Origin of the sequence: Curvibacter sp. APW13, from assembly GCF_032337135.1 — a bacterium.
GTDB lineage: Bacteria > Pseudomonadota > Gammaproteobacteria > Burkholderiales > Burkholderiaceae_C > Allorhodoferax.
Window position 1 is genome coordinate 101,888 of record NZ_JAVXZZ010000006.1, and the last position, 17,491, is coordinate 119,378.

Annotated in this window: 16 protein-coding genes; 8 read left to right on the forward strand and 8 right to left on the reverse strand. The window is 64.9% G+C overall.

Translation table 11 applies throughout. The features are described 5' to 3' along the window. Window positions 1-16: 16 nt before the first annotated feature. Window positions 17-901, reverse strand: coding sequence for a 23S rRNA (adenine(2030)-N(6))-methyltransferase RlmJ (locus tag RQP54_RS19015; RefSeq protein WP_315680088.1), 885 nt, complete (start codon window positions 899-901; stop codon window positions 17-19). 185 nt (window positions 902-1,086) lie between these two features. Here RQP54_RS19015 and rplM point away from each other — a divergent pair, with 185 nt between their 5' ends. The 5 genes from rplM to erpA all read left to right on the forward strand — a co-directional run bounded on the left by rplM (window position 1,087) and on the right by erpA (window position 3,557). After that, window positions 1,087-1,515, forward strand: a complete 429-nt coding sequence (rplM, locus tag RQP54_RS19020) for a 50S ribosomal protein L13 (RefSeq protein ID WP_315680089.1) — start codon at window positions 1,087-1,089, stop codon at window positions 1,513-1,515. 10 nt (window positions 1,516-1,525) lie between these two features. Further along, window positions 1,526-1,918: a 30S ribosomal protein S9 gene (gene rpsI / locus RQP54_RS19025; RefSeq protein WP_315680091.1), complete on the forward strand. Its 393-nt coding sequence runs from the start codon at window positions 1,526-1,528 to the stop codon at window positions 1,916-1,918. Window positions 1,919-1,998: 80 nt separating this feature from the next. Then, the gene (locus tag RQP54_RS19030) at window positions 1,999-2,727 is read left to right on the forward strand and encodes a DUF6776 family protein (protein WP_315680093.1); all 729 of its coding nucleotides are present in this window, start codon (window positions 1,999-2,001) and stop codon (window positions 2,725-2,727) included. A gap of 15 nt (window positions 2,728-2,742) precedes the next feature. Next, window positions 2,743-3,138 (forward strand): polymer-forming cytoskeletal protein, encoded by a 396-nt coding sequence (locus tag RQP54_RS19035; protein WP_315680094.1) that lies wholly within the window; start codon window positions 2,743-2,745, stop codon window positions 3,136-3,138. Window positions 3,139-3,191: 53 nt separating this feature from the next. Continuing rightward, window positions 3,192-3,557: an iron-sulfur cluster insertion protein ErpA gene (gene erpA / locus RQP54_RS19040; protein ID WP_315680095.1), complete on the forward strand. Its 366-nt coding sequence runs from the start codon at window positions 3,192-3,194 to the stop codon at window positions 3,555-3,557. On the opposite strand, the gene RQP54_RS19045 is transcribed toward erpA, so the two are convergent. Both RQP54_RS19045 and RQP54_RS19050 read right to left on the reverse strand, forming a co-directional pair. After that, window positions 3,554-4,666: an anhydro-N-acetylmuramic acid kinase gene (locus RQP54_RS19045; protein ID WP_315680096.1), complete on the reverse strand. Its 1,113-nt coding sequence runs from the start codon at window positions 4,664-4,666 to the stop codon at window positions 3,554-3,556. The genes erpA and RQP54_RS19045 overlap by 4 nt on opposite strands. 12 nt (window positions 4,667-4,678) lie before the next feature. Further along, the gene (locus tag RQP54_RS19050; RefSeq protein WP_315680098.1) at window positions 4,679-6,052 is read right to left on the reverse strand and encodes a M23 family metallopeptidase; all 1,374 of its coding nucleotides are present in this window, start codon (window positions 6,050-6,052) and stop codon (window positions 4,679-4,681) included. A gap of 121 nt (window positions 6,053-6,173) precedes the next feature. Between RQP54_RS19050 and tyrS the strand changes: the two genes are divergently transcribed. Beyond that, window positions 6,174-7,418, forward strand: coding sequence for a tyrosine--tRNA ligase (tyrS, locus tag RQP54_RS19055; protein ID WP_315680100.1), 1,245 nt, complete (start codon window positions 6,174-6,176; stop codon window positions 7,416-7,418). Between the two features lie 59 nt (window positions 7,419-7,477). Here tyrS and RQP54_RS19060 read toward each other — a convergent pair whose 3' ends face one another. Then, window positions 7,478-11,527 (reverse strand): CHASE domain-containing protein, encoded by a 4,050-nt coding sequence (locus RQP54_RS19060; RefSeq protein WP_315680101.1) that lies wholly within the window; start codon window positions 11,525-11,527, stop codon window positions 7,478-7,480. A 70-nt stretch (window positions 11,528-11,597) separates the two neighbouring features. Here RQP54_RS19060 and dtd point away from each other — a divergent pair, with 70 nt between their 5' ends. Next, the gene (gene dtd, locus RQP54_RS19065; RefSeq protein WP_315680146.1) at window positions 11,598-12,065 is read left to right on the forward strand and encodes a D-aminoacyl-tRNA deacylase; all 468 of its coding nucleotides are present in this window, start codon (window positions 11,598-11,600) and stop codon (window positions 12,063-12,065) included. A gap of 60 nt (window positions 12,066-12,125) precedes the next feature. Here the strand turns inward: dtd and pabB are convergent, their stop codons facing one another. From pabB to RQP54_RS19080, 3 genes are read right to left on the reverse strand one after another with little or no spacing between them, the layout of a single operon-like run. Further along, a complete protein-coding gene (pabB, locus tag RQP54_RS19070) occupies window positions 12,126-13,958 on the reverse strand; it encodes an aminodeoxychorismate synthase component I (protein WP_315680102.1) in 1,833 nt (610 codons plus the stop codon). Between the two features lie 7 nt (window positions 13,959-13,965). Next, a complete protein-coding gene (gene ybeY / locus RQP54_RS19075) occupies window positions 13,966-14,430 on the reverse strand; it encodes an rRNA maturation RNase YbeY (protein WP_315680104.1) in 465 nt (154 codons plus the stop codon). Between the two features lie 28 nt (window positions 14,431-14,458). After that, complete coding sequence (locus RQP54_RS19080) at window positions 14,459-15,490, reverse strand: PhoH family protein (RefSeq protein WP_315680105.1); 1,032 nt, start codon at window positions 15,488-15,490, stop codon at window positions 14,459-14,461. Window positions 15,491-15,599: 109 nt separating this feature from the next. Here RQP54_RS19080 and ruvA point away from each other — a divergent pair, with 109 nt between their 5' ends. Beyond that, on the forward strand, window positions 15,600-16,172 hold the full coding sequence (gene ruvA / locus RQP54_RS19085) for a Holliday junction branch migration protein RuvA (protein ID WP_315680106.1): 573 nt from the start codon (window positions 15,600-15,602) through the stop codon (window positions 16,170-16,172). A gap of 89 nt (window positions 16,173-16,261) precedes the next feature. Here ruvA and RQP54_RS19090 read toward each other — a convergent pair whose 3' ends face one another. Continuing rightward, entirely contained in the window at window positions 16,262-17,392 is a 1,131-nt protein-coding gene (locus RQP54_RS19090) for a carbonic anhydrase family protein (protein ID WP_315680107.1), read from the reverse strand. Window positions 17,393-17,491: the final 99 nt, after the last annotated feature.

A 17,491-nucleotide genomic window follows, 5' to 3' on the forward strand; every position in this document is an offset into this window, starting at 1 on the left:
CGGTCCGTGCAGGGCGTCAGCTGCCGCTGTCCAGGCTGGACGCGGCGTTGCTGTCCTGTCCCAAGGCCTTGACCAGGAACGGCAGTGTCTCCTTCAGGGCGTCCTTCAGGGTGTGGGGAGGGTTGATGACGAACATGCCGCTGGCGGGCAGACCGGGGCGCACCTCATTGCCCTGCGCGTCGGTATGCACCTTGCTCGACTTGACTGTCAGTGTTGCATGCAGCCAGGGGCGGTCGGAACGCTGGGCCATGGTCTTGAGGCGCTTGGGCAGGTCGTGGGCTTCCGGGCGCGGAATGATGGGGTACCAGACGGCGTAGGTGCCGGTGGCGAAACGCTGCAGTGCGTCGTCCACCATGGCGGGCACCCGCGCATAGTCGGTCTTCATCTCGTAGCTGGGGTCGCACAGCAAGAGTCCACGCCGCGAGGGCGGCGGCAGCAGCTTGCGCACGCCTTCGAAGCCGTCTTCGCGCAGCACCGCCACCTGGCGCCCCGCCTCCAGCTGGGCGATGTTGCCGCTCAGGGTCTTGGCGTCGGTGGGGTGGATCTCGTACAGCTTGAGCTTGTCGCGCTCGCGCAGGAATTTCTGGATGATGAAGGGCGAGCCGGGGTAGACCTTCCAGGGCTTTTGGGTGTTGAAGCTGGCCACCGTGTCCAGGTAGGCCTGCAGCGCGGCGGGTACCGGACCGGCAAGGTCCTGCAGCTTGACTATGCCTTCCAGGGCCTCGGCACTGGTCTGGGCAAAGTCGCCGTCCAGCCGGTACAGACCGGCCCCCGCATGGGTGTCGAAGGCCATCAGGGCGGTTTCCTTGATGGTGAGGTGCTGCAGGATGGCAATGAGCGTCGTGTGCTTGAGCACATCGGCGTGGTTGCCTGCGTGGAAGGCGTGGCGGTAACTGAACATAGGCAGACATCGTAACCGCGCTCCCCCTGGCTTGCCCAAACGGGGGGAGTTTTATATAATGGCAGGCTTCGCAGCGATTTTGTGGTTCCGCGGCGAAGACAAGCTTACCCACCTAAGAGATTCCCAACAGAGGAAAACCGACCGTGGAAAAGAACCCGCCAAACCCTTTTTCGTAATGAGAAAACATGACTACTTTCAGCGCAAAACCCGCTGAGGTCGTGCATGAGTGGTTTGTGATTGACGCGACCGACAAGGTCCTCGGACGAGTAGCCAGCGAAGTTGCTCTCCGTTTGCGCGGCAAACACAAGGCCATTTACACGCCTCACGTTGACACTGGTGACTTCATCGTCATCATCAACGCTTCCAAACTCAAAGTGACTGGCACCAAGTCCCTGGACAAGGTGTACTACCGCCACTCCGGTTTCCCCGGCGGTATCACAGCCACGAACTTCCGTGACATGCAAGCCAAGCACCCTGGCCGCGCTTTGGAAAAAGCCGTCAAGGGCATGCTGCCCAAGGGTCCCCTGGGCTACGCCATGATCAAGAAGCTCAAGGTGTACGGCGGTGCTGAGCACCCCCACACCGCCCAGCAACCCAAAGTGTTGGACATCTAAGGAGCTCTAAATGATTGGTGAATGGAACAATGGCACTGGCCGTCGCAAATCCAGCGTCGCCCGTGTTTTCCTGAAAAAGGGCTCCGGCCAGATCGTCGTGAACGGCAAGGCAATCGATAAGTTCTTCGGTCGTCAAACCTCCATCATGATCGCCAAGCAGCCCCTCGTGCTGACCAACAACACCGAAGCCTTTGACATCATGGTCAACGTGCACGGTGGCGGTGAGTCCGGCCAGGCCGGCGCTGTGCGCCACGGCATCACCCGCGCCCTGATCGACTACGACGCTTCCCTGAAGTCCGAGTTGAGCAAGGCCGGTTACGTGACCCGTGACGCCCGCGAAGTGGAACGTAAGAAGGTCGGTTTGCACAGCGCCCGTCGCCGCAAGCAGTTCTCCAAGCGTTAATCTGCATGCAGATCAACAAAGCCGCCCCGGCCTGGCTGGAGGCGGCTTTGTTTTTTGTGTTTTCATTTGCCCGTTGACCCATGCGCCTGCGCCTGCTCAAACGCCGCCTCACCATCAGTGCGCCCCGCATGGCAGTGCGCAGCGCCATGCCGTGGCCATTCCGCTGGGCAGTGGTGGCCATCGTGCTGGGTTTTTGCGCTGCCATCGGGCTGTGGGCCTTCGAGTTCGGCAAGGACATTGCGGGACTGGAGCGTGGTTCGCGCGAAGAGATCCAGCAACTGCGCCTGCTGGTGGAGAGCCAGCAACGCGAACTCGAGCAGTTGCGCCAACAACGTGACGAGGCCCAGTCGGTGGCAAATACGGCTGGCACGCTGGTGGCCGCGGAGAAAGCGGCACAGGAAAAGCTGGTCAATCAGGTCAAGCAGCTGGAGCAGGAGGCCCATGCCCTGCGCGATGACCTCAGTTTCTTCGAAAAGCTCATTCCGGCTGGCGGTGCGGACGGCGTTGCGGTGCGCGGTCTGCAAGTCGAGACCGAGGAGCCCGGTAAGCTCAAGTGGCAAGTGTTGGCCATCCAGTCGGGCAAGAACGTGAATGAACTCTCCCTGCGGCTGGAAATGGTATTTGTTGGCACCCAGGGCGGAAAACCCTGGTCGGCCCCATTGGCCGATGGCGGCATTCCCTTTAAGATCAAGCAGTATGGTCGGCTGGAAGGTGAGTTGGAGCTTCCGGCACAGGCGCAGGTGAAGAGCGTCACGGCCAAGGTGATGGATGGCAGCACTGTGCGTGCCACGCAGACCATCAAGTTGTAGCGCCACGAGGTTTCCATGTTCAACAAAAACAAGCAAGCGCCCATCAAGAGTCTGATCGCAGACGGCAGCCAGATCACTGGCAACATCGCATTCACGGACGGCCTGCGCATTGACGGCGAAGTGCTCGGCAATGTCATTGCCAGCGAAGGCAGTGCCAGCATGTTGGTCATTTCCGAAACTGCGAAGGTCGTGGGCCACATCACGGCCGACCTGATCGTGGTCAATGGCAGTGTCACCGGGCCCGTGCATGCCCGCTCCGCGCTGGAATTGCAACCCAAGGCACGCATTGAAGGCGACGTGGAGTACGCGTCGCTGGAGATGCACAAGGGTGCCCTGATTTCCGGTCAACTGCGCCCGCTATTGGTGGAAGAGGCAAAGCCCACACTGAAACTGGCGGCGAACAACCAGTAATACAATACCTGACCAAATCCATTTGGTATTGCGAACCGAACCAGGAGGCCGCCATGAGCGCCGTAGCCGAATCCGTCCCCACTTCCATGCCCGACCCCATCCTCTTCACCGACAGTGCGGCGGCCAAGGTCGCTGATCTCATCGCCGAAGAAGGCAATCCCGACCTGAAACTGCGCGTATTCGTGCAGGGTGGCGGTTGTTCGGGGTTCCAGTACGGTTTCACCTTCGATGAAATCACCAACGAGGACGACACGACCATGACCAAGAATGGCGTGTCCCTGCTGATCGACGCGATGAGCTTCCAGTACCTGGTGGGCGCCGAGATCGACTACAAGGAAGACCTGCAGGGCGCCCAGTTCGTCATCAAGAACCCCAACGCCACGACCACCTGCGGTTGCGGTTCTTCGTTCTCGACCTAAGCCGGATACAGGGCGCCCAGCACCCGCAGGCCGCGGGCGCCCGTCACTTCGGGCAAATTTCCAGGGCTGCCCTTCACGCATTGGGCGGCCAGCCACGCAAAGGCACAGGCTTCCACCTGTTGTGGGGGCAGACCGGCGACCGATGTGGACTCCACCCGCACTTGCGGCAGCGCTTGCTGCAGGGCCTCCATCAAGCTGGCATTGAAGGCGCCGCCACCGCAGACCAGCAGGCGTTGGCACTGGGGGTGATGCGCGCGCAGGGCCTCGGCACAGGACTGCGCAGTGAGGGCGCACAAGGTCGCCTGCACGTCGGCGGTAGCGACATCGGGATGCCGGCGCAGCTTGGCGTCGAGCCAGGTGGCATGAAACAAGTCGCGCCCAGTGCTCTTGGGAGGCGGGCGGCGGAAAAAGTCTTCGTCCAACAGGTCGTGCAGCAGACTGGCGAGCACCCGCCCCGTGCGCGCCCAGGCGCCATCCCGATCGTAGGCCTGCCCCATGTGCCGTTGGCACCAGAGGTCCATCAGCGCATTGCCCGGTCCGCAATCGAAGCCCCGCACCGGAGTGAAGCCCCCGGGGTTCAGCAGGGTGATGTTGGAGATGCCGCCGATGTTCAGGATCGCCATGCATTCATTGGCGGCATTGAGGAAGCGGCTGTGGAATGCAGGCACCAGTGGCGCACCTTGTCCGCCCGCAGCGACGTCGCGGCTACGAAAGTCGGCCGCTACCGCGATGCCCGTGCGTTCGGCCAGCAAGGCCGGGTTGTTCAGTTGCAGGGTATAGCCACAACCGTCGAATTCGCCGGGACGGTGACGCACGGTCTGGCCATGGGCGCCGATGGCGGCGATGGCGTTCGCCGCCACGCCGCTGGATTGCAGTAGCCTGTCAACCACCTTCGCGTAGAGGTCCACCAAGGCAATGGCCGCCAGGGCAGAACGGTGCAACTCGTCGTCACCAGGGGTGTTGAGGGCGAGCAGTTCCGCGCGCAGTGGCTGGGGCATGTCGAGGCTGGCAAAGGCCAGCACCTGCAGCTGCCCGGCGGTGCCGAATTCGGCCAGGACGCCATCCACACCGTCCAGCGACGTGCCGGACATCAGGCCAATGGTGCGCATGGCCAGTTGGCCTTATTGGGCGCTGGCGGTTTGCAGCTGGGCAGCCGACGCCAGCTGGGCCCGAACCTGGGCCACAGCCGCATTGAACGCAGGGCGGGACCCGGCGGGCAGCGGGATCGATTCGCTCTGGCGGGCCATGACCAGCGGATCGCGCTGCTGACCATTGACGCGGAACTCGAAATGCAGGTGCGGCCCCGTGGCCCAGCCAGTCTGACCCACGGCGCCGAGGTTCTGACCCTGGCTCACTGTCTGACCCTTGCGCACGGCGATGCGACTCAGGTGGGCGTAGGCAGTGGAGTGGCTGGCGTTGTGCTTGACGATGACGATGTTGCCGAAACCGTTCTGCACCCCGGCGAACTCGACCACGCCATTGCCCACGCTGCGCACGGGTGTGCCGATGGGTGCGCCATAGTCCACGCCCAGGTGGGCACGCCAGGTCTGCAGGATCGGGTGGAAGCGCATCTTGAAGCCGCTGGTCACGCGCGAGAACTCCATGGGCGAGGCCAGGTAGGCACGACGCAGGCTGTCGCCGGCAAAGTTGAAGTATCCGCCTTTGGCCGCTGCCGTGGCTTCGGTGCCGCCCGGCACAAACCACAGGGCAGAAAAGGTCTTGCCGTTGTTGACGAATTCGGCACTCAGCACCCGGCCGCTGCGCAGGGGCTCGCCATCACCTTCCAGGGTTTCATACACCAGGGAGAATCGGTCTCCCTTGCGCAGCGCGCGGTGAAAGTCGATGTCGCCGGAAAAGATGTCGGCCATCTGTGTGGCCACGCTGTCGGGCACGCGGGCTTCGTCGGTGGCGGCAAACAGCGAACTCTGGATGCTGCCGCTGGCCATGCGGGTGGAAGCCACCAGCGGTGCGCTCTCGATGCTTGAGCGGAAACTGCCATCGGCCTGGCGCGTGATCTGCAGGCGCCTAAAGGTGCCGTCATCGGCAGGGCTCCAGCGCGCGGTCAGGGTCTCGAGCTGGCCCGACTGCTTGGACTGGGCCGTGACATTGCGGCCGCCGCGTCCGAGCAGGTGCTGCTGGGCCAGGCGGTCGTTGCGCAGGAACTGGACCGCGGCGTCGTCCTGCACGCCCAGGCGCCGCAGCAAGGAGGCCGCGCTGTCGCTGTTGCGGCTGACTTCGGAGCGGAACAGGGACTGCGACGCTTGGGCGAGTGCCTCGACCTGCGCGGACAGATCGGTAGTCTGCAGCGCCTCGACCACGGTTTGGGTGCGGATGTCGGCGGCTTCGGGCGCAAAGCTGGCCACGGCGAAGGTGGCGCCGGTGCCGCCAAGCAGCATGGCCGCCACCAGTGCTGTCACGCGACGGGGGTGGGTTTGCACCAGCGCAGCTGCGCGGCGGGCGAACAATTCGAGAGATTCGGGGAAGTTGGCGTACACGAACAGACTCCGGGGGCTTGCAGCGGGACTAAAATCCGGCCGCTGTCAATCCACGGATTGACGCTGAAACAAGCCTCCCAGTATAGCGGCTTGCTGCACCGCCGCATCGAGAAAAACCCTTATGAATCAAGCCTCCAGCCCCGATTTTGTTGTAACCGACCGTGTTCGCGAGGCGCTGGCCGTTACGCTGCGCGGCTGTGAGGAACTGATCCCCCAGGAAGACTGGGTGAAGAAGCTCGCGCGCTCCGAGGCCACGGGCAAGCCGCTGCGCATCAAGCTCGGCCTGGACCCCACCGCCCCGGACATCCACGTCGGCCACACCGTGGTGCTCAACAAGATGCGCCAGTTGCAGGACCTGGGGCATACGGTGATCTTCCTGATCGGTGACTTCACCAGCATGATCGGGGACCCCTCCGGGCGCAACAGCACGCGCCCGCCACTGACCGCCGAGCAGATCAAGGTCAATGCCGAGACCTACTACCGCCAGGCCAGCCTGGTGCTGGATCCGGCCAAGACCGAGATCCGCTACAACAGCGAATGGAGCGACCCGCTGGGCGCCCGCGGCATGATCCAGCTCGCCAGCCGCTATACGGTGGCGCGCATGATGGAGCGCAACGACTTCCACCAGCGCTACACCGCCGGTACCCCCATTGCCGTGCACGAGTTCCTCTACCCCTTGATGCAGGGCTACGACTCGGTCGCGCTGCACAGCGATCTGGAACTGGGCGGAACCGACCAGAAGTTCAACCTGCTCATGGGGCGCACGCTGCAGGCCGAGTACGGGCAGGAGCCGCAGTGCATCCTGACCATGCCGCTGCTCGAAGGCCTGGACGGCGTCGAGAAGATGTCCAAGAGCAAGAACAACTACATCGGCATCAGCGAAGACCCCAACACCATGTTTGCCAAGGTGCTGAGCATCTCCGATGTGCTGATGTGGAAGTGGTACACGCTGCTGAGCTTCAAGAGCGAAGCCGAAATCGCGGCCCTGAAATCCGAAGTCGACGGTGGACGCAATCCCAAGGACGCCAAGGTGATGCTGGCCAAGGAGATCACGGCGCGCTTCCACAGTGCGGCCGCGGCCGACGCCGCGGAGCAGGATTTCATCAATCGCTCCAAGGGCGGCATCCCCGACGAAATTCCTGAACTCAGCCTTCCGCTGGGCGACGGTGGCGCGCCGCAGGGCATTGCCAACCTCCTGAAGATGGCCGGCTTGGTGGCGTCCAACGGCGAAGGCAACCGCCTGATCGACGGCGGCGGTGTGCGCGTGGATTCCAGCGTGGTCAGTGACAAGGGCCTCAAGCTGGGCGCCGGAACCTACGTGCTGCAGGCGGGCAAGCGCAAGTTCGCCCGGGTCACCCTGGTCTGAAATTGCTATCTTTTTTGAAGCTTCTTGCGCTGGTTTTTTAAGGGCTGCAGCTGGTTTTGTCAGTTTTCCATTTTCTCCAGCAACTGCTGACATTCCCCGCGCGCCGCGTCGAACTCCAGTGATGCGACCGCTGCCTGAAGGCGCATGAGTGCGTCGGCCTGCGCTGCAGGCCAGTGCGACTCCAGTTGTGCCATGGTTTCGAGGGCCTGCATGTTGCTCTCTGCCAGCTGCTGTTCCATGGTCTGCAACAGGGCCCGCAATTGGGTGTCGTCCCGGGGGGGCGACGGCGCCTGCTTGACGCTGGGCTGCTTGCTTTCCAGCGCCTGCAGCAACGCCTGCAACTGGGTATGTGCCCGTGCGATGCCCTGTTGCATGCTTTCGACCAGAGCATGGGAAAACGCCTGGGGGTCCTCGGGCTGGGCGCGGAGTTGCTTTTCCGCCCCCGCAGCCTGGCGGGAAAGCGGGGTAACACCCAATGTGGCGGCCAGTCCCTTGAGGGTATGCAGCAGGCGTTGCGCCGCGCTCGCGTCGCCCTGGGCGTGCAGCGCTTGCAGCTCATCACCCATGCCCCGAACATCACCGATGAAGTTGCGCAGCAGCCCTGTGTACACCGATTGCTTGTGGCCCATGCGGGCGATTGCGGCTTCGAGTTCCACCCCAGCTTCCCGAGCCAGTCTGGATACGTCCTCAGTCAGGTCCTGCGGTCGAAGCGGTATCGCACGCGGGGCCGGGCTGGCGGCGACTTCACGCCCGCTCTGGACCCGCAGCACCTCGACCAGTTGGTCCAGGTCGAAGGGTTTGCCGATGTGGTCATTCATGCCCACCTGCAGACAGGCGTCGCGGTCGGTACTCATCGCGTTGGCCGTCATGGCGACCACCGGCAGGAAGGATTGGCCCAATTCGCCGCGGATGGCCCGGGTGGCGGCGAAACCGTCCATCACGGGCATCTGCAGATCCATCAGCACCACGTCGTAGCCATGGGGTTGGGCGCGAATCGCATCCACCGCCTCCTGCCCGTTGTTGGCCACATCGACCAGGGCACCTTCGTCGCGCAACAGCTCGCAGGCGACCTGCTGGTTGTTCAGGTTGTCTTCGGTGAGCAGAATGCGCAGTCCCTTCAGACGCAAGGGGCCGTCCCCGGCCACGGAGCGTATCTGCGCAACACTGCGTGGGACGAAGCGCGTGCTGCTGATGGGCAGGGTAATCTGGAAATGGAAGTCGCTCCCTTCGCCCAGCGCGCTTTCGAGTTCCAGGGTGCCGCCCATCAGCGCCACCAGACCGTGGCTGATGGACACGCCCAGCCCGGTGCCGCCATAGCGGCGGGTGGTCGAGGCTTCTGCTTGGGTGAAGCCTGAAAATATGCGTGTCTGGTTCTCCGGTGCAATGCCGATCCCGGTGTCGCGCACGCTGAATCGGATGGTTGCGGTTTGCGGCGTGCGTGCTACCAGCTGCAGACTGATGGTCACCTCACCCTTGTCGGTGAATTTGACCGCGTTTCCCCCCAGGTTCACCAGGATCTGCTGCAGCCGCAGGTTGTCCCCCACCAGATGGGGCGGTACCGCCGGGTCCACCTTCCACACCAGTCGAACCGGTTTGGTGCCTATGTTGGTCTGCAGGATGACGGCCAGATCACGCAGCAGTTGCTGGATCGAAAAGGGTTGCGGGTCCAGGGTCATCTTGCCGGCTTCGACCTTGGAGATATCGAGGATGTCGTTGAGCAGCCCCAGCAGCGATTTGGCGGCCGAGCGGGCCTTTTCGGCATAGTCTGCCTGCTTGGTGTCCAGTGGGGTGCGCGCAAGCAGCGTCAGCATGCCCAGGATGGCGTTCATGGGGGTGCGGATCTCGTGGCTCATGTTGGCCAGGAACTGGCTCTTGGCGCGTGAGGCTTCTTCCGCCGCTTCCTGGGCCGCCATCAGGTCGGTGACGTCGATACGGAAGCCCACGGTATGGCCGTCCGGAAGGCGGCGTTCCACGATGCGCAGCGTGCGGCCGTTCTCCAGTCGTTGCACCAGGGTGGTGTTGCCTGCAAGATGCGCCGCCATGCGCTCGGCTACCCATTCGTCTACACGGCCAACAGCCGCCGAGTATTCGTTGCGCTCAGCGCCGTAGCGGATGATGGATTCGAAGGTGGCCCCGGGTACCATGACGGGGGCGCAGATCGGGTAGATCTGCCGGTACTTGTCGTTGCACAGGACCAGCCGGTCTTCGGGGTCAAACAGCACGAAGGCTTCGTCGATGACGTCGATGGCGCCACGCAGCAGGGCTGCGCTGCGGCGGGCTTCTTCCTCGATGGCATGGCGCTCGCTGATGTCGGTGTGTGTGCCCGCGACGGTGTGCGCCTTTCCATCTTCGCCCCGTGCGACGATCTGCCCGTGGGTGGTGACCCAGACCCAGTGACCGTCCTGGTGGCGCATGCGCATGTCAAGGCGGAAGAACGCTGTCTTGCCTCGCAAATGGTCATCGAGCTGGGTCAGGACCATGGTCAGGTCGTCCGGGTGCACGAGGCGGTTGAAGGTGTCGATGGACACCGGCGCGAGGTCGTCCACGGTGTAGCCGACGATCTCGGCCCAACGGTGGTTGATTTCCAGGGCGCCACTTTGCAGGTCCCAGGCCCAGGTTCCCACATTGGTTGCAGAGATGACGTTGTCCAGGGCCTGACGCTGGCGTTCCAGTTCCTGCACGGCCTGCTTGCTGGTCGTGATGTCGCTGGATATCTCCATGAATCCGGTGAGGGTGCCGTCTTCGCCGCGTTGTGGCTGCAGCTCGGTGTCCACCCAATACTCGGCGCCTGACTTGGCCCGGTTGAGGATCTCGAAGCGCATGGCCTCGCCCTGTGCAATGGCGCGGTCAATGGTGGCCAAAAGGTCGGCAGGTGCCTTGCCGCTGCCCACAAGCTCTCCGGGTGTCTTGCCCCGGGCTTCCTCCAGCGTATACCCCGTGATGCGCGTGAAGCCTTCGTTGACCCAGTGGATGCGACCGCAGCGGTCCGCGATCGAGACTGCATTCGACGTGTGCCGCACCACCTCAGCCAGGCGATTGAGCTCCTCGGTCATTTCCTGTGCCGAACGCCGAGCGCGCACCAGCGACTGGCTTTGGGTGCGCAGCAGGGCCGCCAGCAGAAGACTCAGCAGGGCGCCCGCGGCTGCCGCAAGCAGCGGCGTCCAGCGTGTGATGGCGCTTTCGAATGCCGGTGTGCTCTCCACCGTCAGCAGGAAATGGCGGGCACCGATGCGCAGCTGGCGGGCTGTGGAGTAGTCCCGCTGGGCCAACGAGGGCGCGCTGAACTCCAGCTCGGGGTTGGTCAGTTCGCTGTCATACAGCAGGCTGCTCACGCCATCGGTCGTGTCGAAGACGTGCACATTGACGGCACCGGCCTTCACGTCAGGCAGGTCGGCCAACAGTTCGGCGGGCCGCAGCGTTGCATAGACCAGGCCATAGAAACGCTGTGCCCGCTCCTGGTCATCATTGGGGGGGCGGCTTCCTGTCCTGTACATGGGGAGCATCAGCAGTTGCTGGACGACGGTTTCATTGGCGCTGGAAACTGGCGGTGACAGCGTGATCTCCCCGCTGATCGCAGCGCGTTCAATCGCTTCGCGCCGTGTCCGCTCCGAGCCCAGGTCGAGCCCCATGGCAGGATGGAAGGGGCCACCAGGTTCGAGGTACTTGACCACGTACATGGGATCCATGGCACTTGGCTGGATCGCGTTGACGGTGAACCAGGGGGCGCTGGACTCGTGCTCGGCGCGGACAAAGGCTGCCAGCCGACCGCGTTCCACCCGCTCGATGTAGCCCAAGCCCCAGACGCCGCGCAGGTCGTACTGGCTGCCACGCGAATTTGCATAGGCCGTGAACTCCTCGCGCCCGACGGAAGCGCTGGCCGCAAACAACCCGCGCGCGCCCAGCAAGGTGGCTACCGACGCGCTGTAGCGCCGCTGCACTTCATCGCTGACGCGTTGCGTCGCCGCATCGAAATCGCGCTGGGCGCTGTCGCGGGTTTCGGCGTAGAGCCAGGCACCCAACCAGGCGCTGAGCATCCATCCCCCGAGCAGCACGGCCAGAGGCAGCGCGGTTTGCCGCAAGTGTTGGTGCCAGGGGGCGGGAGTCTGCATGGGCGGATTGTGCACGTTGCCTGCGTCGTGGTGTGCACAATCAGGCCATGATGAATACATTTTGCAAGACATGTTAGCGCTGGTGCAACGCGTAAGCCGTGCCCGGGTCGTGGTGGCCGAAGAAACCGTCGGATCCATCGGTCGCGGCTTGCTGGTGCTGGTGTGCGCCGAGCAGGGCGACACCGAAGCCGAGGGCGAGAAACTGCTGGCCAAGTTGCTCAAGCTGCGCATCTTCAGCGACGCCCAGGGCAAGATGAACCTGAGCGTGCAGGACCTGGACGGTCAGGGGACGGCCGGAGGGCTGCTCATCGTCAGCCAGTTCACGCTGGCGGCGGACCTGCGCGGCGGCAACCGCCCCAGCTTCACCCAAGCGGCAGCCCCTGCCGAGGGGCAGCGCCTGTACGACGCTTTCGTGGCGCGGGCGCGGGCCTTGCACAACGACGTGCAGACCGGCATCTTTGCTGCTGACATGCAGGTCGAGCTGGTCAATGACGGCCCGGTGACGATCCCGATGCGCGTGCCGCCACCGTCTGCGTGACGCTATTCATTGCGTAGCTGTATGCGCATATTCCATAAGGGCTGAGCCCCGTTTTGGCACCTAATCCTGGGTGGGGAACAGGCATTCCTGTACCGGTGGCGGCTGCAGTGCGGGTGGTGGGGGCGAGTGCCAGACCGCATCCACCCAACCGCGCAGGCTGTTGATGAAGGCCAGGCCCTGTACCCGGGGCAGGTCGTCCAGGTGGATCACCGCTTCCGTGACGCGCCCCTGGGCCAGCCAGTGCGCACGCCCAATGCCGGGAAGCAAGCCGCAGCGTAAGACCGGGGTAACCCAGCGGCCGTCGAGCAGCAGGGCCACGTTGCCGCGCGTGCATTCGGTCAGCTCCCCCGCCGGGTTCCACAGCACGGTGTCGAAAACCTCGGGCGCCCCAGGCGCAAAAGCGTCATAGTGGCTGCGCCGGGTGGTCTTGTGGCGCACGAATTCGCTGTGCGCCATGGCCAAGGGGTGTGGTGCCAATTGCAGCACCACGCGCGCGGGCGTGGGTGGCTGGGCGAAGGCCTGGGCCTCGAACTGCCCTGCAGCAGCCAGCAGCAGCCGTACGCGCCACGCTCCGTGGGGATGTGAACGTGCCACCTCCGCCAGAGCGGCCTGCGCCGCCGAGGCAGACCAGGGGAAGCCGAAGTGTGCGGCTGAGGCAGCCATACGTTCGAGGTGGGCATCGGCGGCGGGCAGCAAGCCGTCGCGCAGCGCCAGGGTTTCCAGCAGGGAAAAGCCCTCGCTGGCGCGCAGCAGGAAGGTCTGCTTGTGGCGCCATTCCTGCCATTCGCCATCCGCCGTGGCGTCCGAGGTGATGCCGCTGCCGGTGCCGGCCCAAGCTGCCCCGTCACGCGTCAGCACCGTGCGGATGGGGACATTGAAGGTGGCGCTGCCGCCCGGGCGCACCACGCCCACCGCGCCGCAATAGACGCCACGGGGCGTGTCTTCAAGTTCGCGGATCAGGCGCATCGCCTGCACCTTGGGGGCGCCGGTAACCGATCCGCAGGGGAACAGGGCGCCGAACACGTCGGCCAGGCGGGTGCCGGTGCGGGTGTCTGCATGCACGTCGCTGACCATCTGCCACACCGTGGGCAGGGGCTGGACGCGGAACAGGCCGTCCACCTGCACCGAAAAGGGCAGCGCAATGCGCGAGAGGTCGTTGCGGATCAGGTCCACGATCATCACGTTCTCGGCCCGCTCCTTGGGCGAGGTGCGCAGGTGGTTGGCCGCGGCGGCATCCGTGTGCGGGTCGCTGCGTCGGGCAGCCGTGCCTTTCATGGGGCGGGTGACCAAGTGGCCGTCCTGCCAGTCGAAGAACAGCTCGGGCGAAACCGAGAGCACCTGCTCCTCGCCGGTGTCGATGTAGGCGGCAAAGCCACCGGGCTGGGCGCGGTGCATGGCGGCAAACAGCGCCACCGGCGTGCTGTGCAGGGTGCCCGCGATGCGGGTGGTGTAGTTGGCCTGGTAGATCTCGCCATCGGCAATGGCCGTGTGCAGCCGGTCCATGGCGGCATGGAACACGCTGCGCTGCAAGCCGGACTGCCAGCGGGCGCGCAGTGTGTCGCGGTCGTCTGGCGGCGGCAGTGCGGGCACTTCGGGCAGGGGCGCATCGTGCACACCGAACCAGGCCAGGGGACCATCGGCCGGGTGCACCGCCAGCGCCGCATCGAACGCGGGGGCCGCCTCGTAGCGCAGGTAGCCCACGCACCAGCGGCCTTGCCGTGCATGCTGCTCCACGGCTTCGAGCACGGCGCGCACCTCATCTGCCTGGCGGGCGACCAGCACCTCGCGGGGCGCACCGAAAGCCAGGCGCAGCGCCGGGGAGCCCTTGCCCGACAGGCCCTGTGTCTGCCCCGGCTGGGCGGCGACCGCAGCAAAGTCGATCAGGGCATGCATGGGGGCGTCAGGGGCGGTACGGGTCGTCGAAGCCCAGGCGCATCACCACCACGGACTCGCGCGCTTCCATGGCCTGCGCGTCTTCTTCGTCGTGTTCGTGGTCCCAGCCCTGGGCGTGCAGGGTGCCGTGCACGATCAGGTGGGCGTAGTGGGCCTGCAGGGTTTTGCCCTGCTCCTTGGCCTCTTTCTCCACCACCGGGGCGCATAGCACCAGGTCGGCACAGACCACGGGCTCCTGGCTGTAGTCGAAGGTGAGCACGTTGGTGGCGTAGTCTCGTCGGCGGTACTCGCGGTTGAGGGCCTGGCCTTCTTCGGCATCGACGATGCGCACGGTGATCTCACCGGGCAGGTCCAGGGCGTGGCGTACCCAGCGCATTACCTTGTGGCGGGGCAGGGCGGCGCGGTGCTTTTCCGTGGTGGCGGCGTTGGCGAGCTTGGCGAATTGCAGGGACAGGGTCAGTTCAGGCAGCATGGTGGGTTCTGGTGGGCGTCTTGATGGATCAGACAGCACGGCGACGCGGGCTGCGGGTCTTGGGTAGGCCGGTGCGGGCGGGCTCGGGTTCCGGGGCCAGGGGCGGAACTTGCAGCGCAGGCAGGGCTTCTTCCTCGCGCCGGGCGGCATCGTAGGCATCCACAATGCGGGCCACCAGCGGGTGGCGCACGATGTCGGCACTGGTCAGGCGCGTGAAGGCCACGCCGTCCACCCGCTTGAGGATGCGCTCGGCCTCCACCAGGCCGCTGAGCTGGGCCTTGGGCAGGTCGATCTGCGTCAGGTCGCCGGTGATGACGGTCTTGGTGCCGAAGCCCACGCGCGTGAGGAACATCTTCATCTGCTCGGGGGTGGTGTTCTGGGCCTCGTCCAGGATCACGAAGGCGTTGTTCAGGGTGCGCCCGCGCATGAAGGCCAGCGGAGCGATTTCGAGCGCATGGCGCTCGAAGGCCTTGTGCACCTGCTCGTAGCCCATCAGGTCGTACAGGGCGTCGTACAGCGGGCGCAGGTAGGGGTCGACCTTCTGGTTCAGGTCGCCGGGCAGGAAGCCCAGGCGTTCGCCGGCCTCGACCGCCGGACGGGTGAGGATGACGCGCTGCACGCTGGAGCGCTGCAGGGCATCGACCGCGGCGGCCACGGCCAGGTAGGTCTTGCCGGTGCCGGCCGGTCCGATGCCGAAGGTGATGTCGTACTCGGCGATGTTGTCCAGATACAGGGCCTGGTTGGTCGAGCGTGGCTTGAGGTCGGCGCGGCGCGTGGCAAGCAGGGGGCCCTCGTTGGCGTCCTGACTACCGTCGCCGCTGAGCATCAGTTGCACCGTGGAGGCGGCGATGGGCTTGGCCGCCAGTTCGTACAGCGCCTGCAGCACCTCCATGGCGCGCTGGGCCTTGGCCTTGGGGCCTTCCACCTTGAACTGCTCGTGGCGGTGGGCCACATGCACCTCCAGCGCGCGCTCGATGGTGCGCAGGTGCTCGTCGGTGGGGCCGCACAGGTGGGACAGGCGGGTGTTGTTGAGCGGGGTGAAGGTGTGGCGAAGAATCACGCTGATAATTCCGGTTTCGATATTCCGACGGTGGCAGGGCTGCACTGTAACGCCTGAGCCCAAGCCCCTGCCGTCGACGCACCGCCCGCACCGGGCACAAGGCAAGCGCATGATTGGCAAACTCACCGGCATTTTGAGCGACAAGAACCCGCCCCAGGTCATTGTGGACTGTGGCGGCGTGGGCTACGAGGTGCAAGTGCCCATGAGCACCTTCTACAACCTGCCGCCGGATGGGCAGAAGGTGTCGCTGCTGACCCACTTCTTGGTGCGCGAGGATGCCCAGATACTGTACGGATTCGCTACCGCCACCGAGCGCGAGGCCTTCCGCGAACTCATCAAGATCAGCGGCGTGGGGCCGCGTACGGCGCTGTCCATCCTGTCGGGCTTGTCGGTGGGCGATCTGGCCCAGGCCGTGAGCACGCAGGAGGCCGGCCGACTGGTCAAGGTGCCGGGCATCGGCAAGAAAACGGCGGAGCGGCTGCTGCTGGAACTCAAGGGCAAACTCGGTGCCGACCTCGGCGCGCCGCTGGGCGCGGCCACCGATGCCCAGGGCGACATCCTGCAGGCCCTATTGGCGCTGGGCTACAGCGACAAGGAGGCGGCCGCGGCCCTGAAGGCGCTGCCGGGCGACGTGGGGGTGAGCGAAGGCATTCGGCTGGCGCTCAAATCTCTGGCCAAATAGGCCGCCAGCCCTCTCCAATACTGCGTAAGCCGCTACTGAAAACAGAGCGGTAGTATTCGGACTGGCCTTTCGTGGGGCATCCGGCGGGTTTACCGCGCTTCCCGCACCGGCCGGCCGTTGACGGGTTGTACCGGGCGGGCGTTGTTCGGGTAGAGCTGGCGGAACATGCGCAGCTGGTCCTTGCCGATCTGCACCGGTTGCTTCAGCACCATCCACAGCACCCCTTCCGAGCACGGCGGCGTGGTGAGCGAGCCGATGAACTGGTAGTAGCGCTGGTCGCCCGGCAGCAGTTCGTTGAGGTTCAGGATGCCGCGCGGCATGCGCACCTTGTCCCCGGCGTCCAGCGGCATGTAGGTCCAGACCTTCTCGATCAGCGGATTGGGGTTGCCGGTATCGAGCAGCACGCCCACCACGGCCAGCTGGCCGTCGTCGTTCTTGTGCACCAGGTGGGCCACCATGGGGTAGCGGTTGCCGTTGACCTGCTCCTCGCTGGGGGTATGGAAATGGAACTGCAGCAGCTGGTAGCGCACGCCACGCACCACGATGGCGTTGTCCCCCTGCACGTCCACCTGGATGGTGTGGCCGTTGTTGACCACCGTGCCGTTGGAGCCGGTGTAGTTGAAGGCGATGGGTTCGGCAGGACCCTGCAGTGTGTAGCCATCCTCGATGTTGATGGGTGACTGGCGTTTGCCGATGGCGCACAGGTTGAATTCGGGCTTGAGCTTGCCCCAGTTGGCCGGGCCGTTTTCCCCTTCGTAATCCCAGTGCACTTCATGGGTAGCGTGGGTCGCCAGGGCCGCCTCTTCGTGCGCCGGTGCTGCGGCTGGCTTGGGGGTGGGCTTGACTGGACGCGGCGTGACGCGGATGGTGGTGCTGGCGGCGGGCTTGGGGGTGCCCTCTCCGGACACCAGGGTGCCGCCCCCCTTGCCGGTGGTGACCACGGTCAGTTTCTTGTTGGGCGCCACGCCGGTGCCCAGTGCTTCGCGCAGCTGGTTGCCCACTTCCTTGGGGTTGGATGCGCTGGAGGCCTCGATGTCGGCCGTCGGTTCCTTCTTGGCCCCGGATGCCTTGGCCGCAGGCTTCGGCACCGCTTTGCCATGGCCTTCGTCTTGCTCTGCGGTGGCTGCCTGTGCCGCAGCGGCGCAGCACAGTACCAAGGCCATCAGCAAGAATGCCGGTGTTCGCGGCGAGGACAGTTCAGACGGTCGGAGAGAATGCATGGTCGGTTGCCTTTCTGGCAGCAATGTGCGAGCGCCAAGCGCAGGCGCACGTGCCTTCGGTATCGGCATGGTACGTCGCGTTCTTGAATCCGGGCTTTC

Coding starts and splice junctions, on each gene's coding strand:
- ybeY (WP_315680104.1), bottom strand. CDS start 14,430: ATGCTGCCTGAACTGACCCTGTCCCTGCAATTCGCCAAGCTCGCCAAC.
- rplM (WP_315680089.1), top strand. CDS start 1,087: ATGACTACTTTCAGCGCAAAACCCGCTGAGGTCGTGCATGAGTGGTTT.
- RQP54_RS19015 (WP_315680088.1), bottom strand. CDS start 901: ATGTTCAGTTACCGCCACGCCTTCCACGCAGGCAACCACGCCGATGTG.
- erpA (WP_315680095.1), top strand. CDS start 3,192: ATGAGCGCCGTAGCCGAATCCGTCCCCACTTCCATGCCCGACCCCATC.
- RQP54_RS19060 (WP_315680101.1), bottom strand. CDS start 11,527: ATGCAGACTCCCGCCCCCTGGCACCAACACTTGCGGCAAACCGCGCTG.
- tyrS (WP_315680100.1), top strand. CDS start 6,174: ATGAATCAAGCCTCCAGCCCCGATTTTGTTGTAACCGACCGTGTTCGC.
- RQP54_RS19045 (WP_315680096.1), bottom strand. CDS start 4,666: ATGCGCACCATTGGCCTGATGTCCGGCACGTCGCTGGACGGTGTGGAT.
- dtd (WP_315680146.1), top strand. CDS start 11,598: ATGTTAGCGCTGGTGCAACGCGTAAGCCGTGCCCGGGTCGTGGTGGCC.
- pabB (WP_315680102.1), bottom strand. CDS start 13,958: ATGCATGCCCTGATCGACTTTGCTGCGGTCGCCGCCCAGCCGGGGCAG.
- RQP54_RS19035 (WP_315680094.1), top strand. CDS start 2,743: ATGTTCAACAAAAACAAGCAAGCGCCCATCAAGAGTCTGATCGCAGAC.
- RQP54_RS19030 (WP_315680093.1), top strand. CDS start 1,999: ATGCGCCTGCGCCTGCTCAAACGCCGCCTCACCATCAGTGCGCCCCGC.
- rpsI (WP_315680091.1), top strand. CDS start 1,526: ATGATTGGTGAATGGAACAATGGCACTGGCCGTCGCAAATCCAGCGTC.
- ruvA (WP_315680106.1), top strand. CDS start 15,600: ATGATTGGCAAACTCACCGGCATTTTGAGCGACAAGAACCCGCCCCAG.
- RQP54_RS19090 (WP_315680107.1), bottom strand. CDS start 17,392: ATGCATTCTCTCCGACCGTCTGAACTGTCCTCGCCGCGAACACCGGCA.